Here is a 3,667-nt window from a genome sequence, read left to right as displayed (position 1 = left end):
AATGTGTTATGGTCTGAAAATCCTCCTCAGAGTCAAATACTGTTTAAATAACAGGGGGTGAAACTAAACACGCCCTGGCTTTGTTTTGTGATTTGTGACATATGTTGATATTAACATGTGTTTGGTACCATACGTTCTTTTTAGCTTTAAAAGTCACGAGAGGAGTGCTTTTTGTCCATGTCTTGTTTGTCGTTCTGCCAATATTCTCTCCAAAAACTTTAAATAGCCTCCAATATTCCCCGGCTTGTGCTTTCAAGAGGTGCAGAAAAATGAGCGTAGTTTGGACGACACTTGTTTTGTATATGGGAGCAATGCTAGGAGTTTCAGTGTATGCAAGGAAGTACATTAAGACCTCGGCCGACTTTTTGGTGGCCGGGAGAAGGCTTGGACTGGCATTAACAACCGCAACTCTGGCAGCCACTCACTATGGTGGTGGCTTTCATCTTAGGAGGAGCTAGCTGGGGAGCCACCTATGGATTAGGAGGAATCTGGTACGGTTTTGCCTGTGGATTGGGGCTTCTTCTCTTGGGTCTGACCCTTGCAAAGCCTATGCGTGCTTTGGCCTTGTACACAGTCCCAGACGTTCTGGAGATGCGATATAAGAGTAAAGCAATAAGGCTTTTGGCTGCAGTGCTGTCACTTTTAGCCCTTGTTGGCATACTTGGGGCGCAGGTGTGGGCAGCATCGGCAGTGTTTGAAGCTATAGGATTGCCGGGAACTGCAGGAGCAGTATTTGCCACGTTGATTTTCATAGCGTACACGGCTTTCTCAGGGTTATGGGCTGTGGCACTGACGGATTTCATTCAGGTGATACTTGGAAGCATTGGCGTGACAGTTGCAGTGGTGCTTGGGCTGAGCAAAGTGGGTGGCTTTGAAGGATTAAGGACGAGTCTTGCATCAATTCCAAACCTACCTCAGGCATCTGGAGAGTACTTCAACTTTATGTCGCTTGGAGTCTCGCTCTTTGCCCTGACGTTAGCGGCAACGGTGATGTACACATTGATAGGACAGGATTTTTACCAGAGGCTCTTTGCCTCTAAGGACGAGAAGACTGCAAGAATGGGAGCAATTTACGCTGGAATTCTGCTTATGGCGTTATCTTTCCTCCCAGCCCTTGCAGGAATGCTTGCACTGGCTCTTTCAAGTGACCCTCAAGCGATAATAGACTCACCAAAGACAGCAGTTCCAAAACTTGTAATCACTGTTTTTGGAAGCGGAGTGGGAGCGATATTTGTGGCTGCAATCCTTGCAGCGGTAATGAGTACAGCAGATTCATTGTTATCGGCAGCGACCTCTCACGTGGTTAAGGACGTTTATCAGAGCTTTATAGAACCGGAGGCAGACGATAAAAAACTACTGAAGCTCTCAATCGGGACTACAATAGCTATAGGTCTCCTAGCCCTTGTCGCTGCATTGACAGTTCAGGGAATAGTTGAGCTCCTTATATACTCCTACGACATCTACACTTCGGGAGTCTTCGTGCCACTGATACTCGGAATCTACTGGAAGAGGGCAACAAAGGAAGGGGCTCTACTTGGAATGATAGCGGGTTCATTAACGGCGGTTGTTGGAATAACCGGGATAGTGAGCTTCAGCTACTGGGAGTACATTTACGTAAGCGGAGCCCTTGTTTCAGCAGTGGTCATGGTGTTTGTTAGCCTCTTAACCTCTCCAGAGCCGCTTGATGAAGACTTCAAAAATGCCTTTTAATTTGGCTTTCTCATTTTTTCATTATTGGGACAGTTAATGGAGAAAATGTGACTGCAACAGTTTCTCTCAATATAATGTATACAGTTAGGTTTATGAAATACATAAGATGATCATTGCAGATATATGACTACGAAAAGCTAATTTGCCAAAACCCCCAAACTAAAGATGGTGGGTATCTTGCCTTCAAAGAAGAGACAAATAAAAGGGAAAGCATTTATTAGTGATCGTTTTGAGAATTTTGAACTCCCCACAGGACTTGCAAACAACATAAAAGGTACTGTTGCCGAATTAATTGGTCAAAATTATCTGTGGAATAAATTAATACCAGAACTCAGAAAACAATATGATATTGTTCATTATTTATCTCCTCAGGTGCCATATACCAATTTTGAGAGGGACTTCTATTCTTTTCAAAGATCAAACTTTTTGAAGCGATTAAAAATAGCTAGGAAAATGTTAGTTTCTACTCTCTCAGAGTGGATATTGCCCCCTACTGTCAAGGGAGGATACTTAGTTGTGAGTGATGGATATTATCACAAGGAAGATGATGTGTTTGAGGTCGAGATATTTCTAGACTTGGATCCGAACGAGCCGATTATACGCCGTCCGGTATGGGTGAATAGGAAAGATCGCCAAGGATTTAGGGATATTGATGCTCTTATTTCAAGTGGGTATTTTATTTCTTGGGAGAACATAAACAAAACATTAACTCTTAAAAAGGCCTTAGGGGAGTTATTAGAAGGCTCACAATACATTCCTGATTGTATGCTATTATTGGGGAAGATTGAAGGTACAAAAGACTTTCATTTAATCCCTATCTTCAAGACCAAGAGAATTCATAAATTCAACATAAAACGGAGCGACCTTGAGAAGCATTATGAGCTTCCAATACTCAAAATCGAGAAGGTTTTAATTATCGAAGTTAAAGGAGGAAGTAGGAGATTCACATTTACTAATAATCAGATAAAATTAATTAAGAACATCCCCACGAACGTACCTATCGAATTCCTCATTATACACGTACCAATAGGGGATATCATTTCATTGAAAGAGGCTCAAATCCACATATACAAGATGATAAAATAATTTGTTGAGGGTTGGGAGGCCACGTTTTCATAATGAAAAAGCTAGGCCTAATGTGGTTAGCAACATCAGTGTGATGATGAGCGAAATTAGGTAAATTAGCGCTGCTGCAGCAAAAAGTCCAAGACCAAAATTAAACCCGGACTTAAATGTTAGTTCGATTCTCAGTGGAGGACTTTGAGATTCCGCTGTCTCTGTTTTTATGCTTGGCATAAGTGAGAAGAGGTAACTCGCAATTAGGAGTAGCACCATTAGGATTATAACAAAGATCGGAAGTTTTGAATCTGATGGTATCCACCCAGCTAGGGTTGATATCAAGAGCGTTATGCTAACAACTAAAACTCCCCACAGTATAGCCTTGAAACCTCCGTTCACAAACATCACCAAAAAGAATACGCAAGAAAAATATAAATCATTTTGGCCTTATTCACAAGCTATTTGTGTAACCCCTCCTAGCCCTATCTTTTTATGGGTCTTTAGTGGATAGTCTACCTGCATATAGCTACCATTTCTTTTGAAATGGATTCACGCATATTGTAGTTTGGAATCATGAACCTAACCAAGACCTTCCTTTCTAACTTCTTCTACCATGGGGATGAAGTTAATGTTTTGTGGGGCGTGTTTATAGTAACCTTTATTAGGGTTTTTGCTGAATTCTTTCAGGTGGTTGTCGTGATCCCCAGATGGGATCACAGACTCAAAGACCCTGAAAGCGTGGCATTCGCAATTCTTGACGTTTTAGCAGACTTCGAATCAGAAGGAAAGCTGAAGAACCTGCCAAAATCCAAAAAATTTCCAGTAAAAACAATACTGGCAATACTCCTCTTTAAACAATACTACAACCTACCCCTCAGAGACGCCAGCACTACGGCAG

General features: G+C 41.9%; 5 protein-coding genes. 4 read left to right on the top strand and 1 reads right to left on the bottom strand.

Translation table 11 applies throughout. The features are described 5' to 3' along the window. The first annotated feature begins 269 nt into the window (after positions 1–269). The 3 genes from THEPK_RS10000 (at position 270) to THEPK_RS09990 (ending at position 2,796) form a co-directional block, all read left to right on the top strand. Positions 270–458 carry a hypothetical protein gene (locus THEPK_RS10000; RefSeq protein ID WP_042702265.1) on the top strand — a complete coding sequence of 63 codons (189 nt, stop codon included), beginning with the start codon at positions 270–272 and terminating at the stop codon, positions 456–458. Next, a complete protein-coding gene (locus THEPK_RS09995) occupies positions 427–1,710 on the top strand; it encodes a sodium:solute symporter family protein (RefSeq protein WP_083965077.1) in 1,284 nt (427 codons plus the stop codon). Before THEPK_RS10000 ends, THEPK_RS09995 begins: the two co-directional genes overlap by 32 nt. Positions 1,711–1,887: 177 nt before the next feature. Continuing rightward, positions 1,888–2,796: a hypothetical protein gene (locus THEPK_RS09990; RefSeq protein WP_042701462.1), complete on the top strand. Its 909-nt coding sequence runs from the start codon at positions 1,888–1,890 to the stop codon at positions 2,794–2,796. Between the two features lie 27 nt (positions 2,797–2,823). Here the strand turns inward: THEPK_RS09990 and THEPK_RS09985 are convergent, their stop codons facing one another. Continuing rightward, on the bottom strand, positions 2,824–3,168 hold the full coding sequence (locus THEPK_RS09985; RefSeq protein WP_042701459.1) for a hypothetical protein: 345 nt from the start codon (positions 3,166–3,168) through the stop codon (positions 2,824–2,826). Positions 3,169–3,411: 243 nt separating this feature from the next. On the opposite strand from THEPK_RS09985, the gene THEPK_RS13460 reads away from it, so the two are divergent. Continuing rightward, positions 3,412–3,667, top strand: a 256-nt coding sequence (locus THEPK_RS13460) for a hypothetical protein (protein ID WP_198011317.1), incomplete at its 3' end; no start/stop codon positions are given.

Source organism: Thermococcus sp. PK, from assembly GCF_000430485.1.
In the GTDB taxonomy this organism is placed as follows: Archaea; Methanobacteriota_B; Thermococci; order Thermococcales; family Thermococcaceae; genus Thermococcus_A; species Thermococcus_A bergensis.
Note: the sequence above shows the minus strand (reverse complement) of the source record. Positions and strands in the feature narration are given on the sequence as shown.

Coding starts and splice junctions, on each gene's coding strand:
- THEPK_RS10000 (WP_042702265.1), top strand. CDS start 270: ATGAGCGTAGTTTGGACGACACTTGTTTTGTATATGGGAGCAATGCTA.
- THEPK_RS09995 (WP_083965077.1), top strand. CDS start 427: ATGGTGGTGGCTTTCATCTTAGGAGGAGCTAGCTGGGGAGCCACCTAT.